Annotated in this window: 1 protein-coding gene and 1 tRNA gene; both read left to right on the top strand. The window is 34.9% G+C overall.

The window, feature by feature from the left end; translation table 11 throughout:
- The first annotated feature begins 33 nt into the window (after window positions 1-33).
- Window positions 34-105: transfer RNA gene (locus tag EFT72_RS18820), tRNA-Gly, on the top strand.
- Between the two features lie 529 nt (window positions 106-634).
- Window positions 635-1,090 carry a hypothetical protein gene (locus EFT72_RS18815; protein ID WP_124068453.1) on the top strand — a complete coding sequence of 152 codons (456 nt, stop codon included), beginning with the start codon at window positions 635-637 and terminating at the stop codon, window positions 1,088-1,090.
- Window positions 1,091-1,926: the final 836 nt, after the last annotated feature.

Below are 1,926 nucleotides of genomic sequence, written 5' to 3'. Positions count from 1 at the left end.
TGTACCTGAGAAAAGAAAACAAAGAAGTAATAAGCGCGAGTGGCTCAGTGGTGGAGCACGACCTTGCCAAGGTCGGGGCCGCGGGTTCGAGTCCCGTCTCGCGCTCTTAAGAATAGCTAGTGTTTACGAAGATTTCCGAATTTCGGGGATCTTTTTTTAGTTTGCATAAGTAAAACCCTCAAAGTATTTGAGTAATGTGTAAGCATTATAATATAGTTATCAATCAATTTTTCATATTATATATATGAGCGGTAAATTATTACTTGAATGCTCTTGCGTATGTTGGGGCTTAATTTGTTTTCCTTCCAAGTGCTATGTTTATACCGAGTGGTGTAGAAGACAAAGGGGACAACTTGATTGAATTTTTGCGAATTTACGGGCAAGCGTTCATGAAAAACATAAAGAAAGTATTAAAATTCAGCCAATTATTTACTTTCCATTTTTGATAAAATAACATTGTTTTACTATAATGCTTTACATGCTTCTTAAGATTATGAACTTTTTAATGTCAATTAATTACAAACGATTTACTTATCATTACGAATACCTAAACTTCGTTGACTTTGAGTTAAGCCATATTGTATACTCTAGCTGAATTAATCATAATTAGTGTAATGATAGGAGGTTAAGATCTATGAAAAAAAAATATTTAGCAATAGCAGCATTATCTATGGCTTTATCCATGGGAAGTGCGATGTCATCATTTGCTGCGGGATTTGTGAGCACTCCGCAGGGGATGAAGTACCAGTGGGGATCTAATGATTACTGTACAAATAACTGGGTCAACTACCAAAGCCATTGGTTCTTCTTTGGCAATGACCAGATTATGCGTACTGGGTGGATTCAAAGGGATAATACCTGGTATTACGCAGCTGATTCAGGAGAGCTTCAAGGAGGAATCATGAAAATCAATGACAATGTCTACTATTTTAATACTAGTACTCTAAAAATGGTAACAGGTCATTACAGCTATAATGATATCTCGCATAACTTTACTGAAAATGGAACGACTGATGGTGGTCCATATGTCTATACAGAATGGAACAGTAATGGTACTATCAAACGAGGCAAAAAATTTGGAATCCGTTAAATCTTAATATTATGAAGAAGTGAAATTTGACTCCCCCCTACAGACCATATGGAAAAGGCTCTGCAGGGGGGAGCGTTTGTTAACCATAGACCGGTCCGAATAAGTGAAAGTCCAAAGTACCTTCAGGTATCACAAATATTAGGTCTAAGAAGTAGTCTGTTTTGTTGCGCCTGGCACTGTGACGAATTATTTTTCTATTAAAGAGGTATACAAGCATACATATGTAGTTCCAGCTCATGCCTATGGTAATATCTTTTCTATATGTGAAGTTTCATTTTTGCAGTCTTTTATTACAGATTATTTGAATTATGCTGTGAATGAAAGGCTAGTGTAATTCAAATCTTAACAATGGGCGTAACTTAATTAGGTTCATATGTACTTGATCGTTTCATTGTGGTTGTCTTTGATTTTCTAACACTTAAATCCAACTCTATTATTGGTTATGGAATACTCAAAAATAAAAATAAAAAAATGTTGACATCTGTCGAATGCTTTGGTATGATATAACACGTTGCTGAAAACGGCAACAAACATCTTTCGAAAAAACACATTGGGATACGATGAAAAAGTTTTGAAAAAGACAAAAAAAACAGTTGACAAAAACGACTGAATTTGGTAATATATGAGAGTTGCTGCTGAAGCAACAAAGCAAAAAAAGCACTTTGAAAACAGAAGATTGAACAGTATGTAAAACCCTGAAAATTCGAATAAAAGTCATGTTTGATGACTTTGAATGAGAAATTCAGAACGAATACAAGCAATTGTATACGAACCAAACAACAAGTAAAAACGGGAAATAAATTAGCTAGTTAGTTGATTTTGACCGTGGATTGAAC

It is taken from the genome of Clostridium sp. E02, from assembly GCF_003833015.1.
GTDB lineage: Bacteria > Bacillota > Clostridia > Lachnospirales > Lachnospiraceae > Lacrimispora.
The sequence above is the reverse complement of the archived record's forward strand: the minus strand, read 5'-3'. Positions and strand labels throughout refer to the sequence as shown.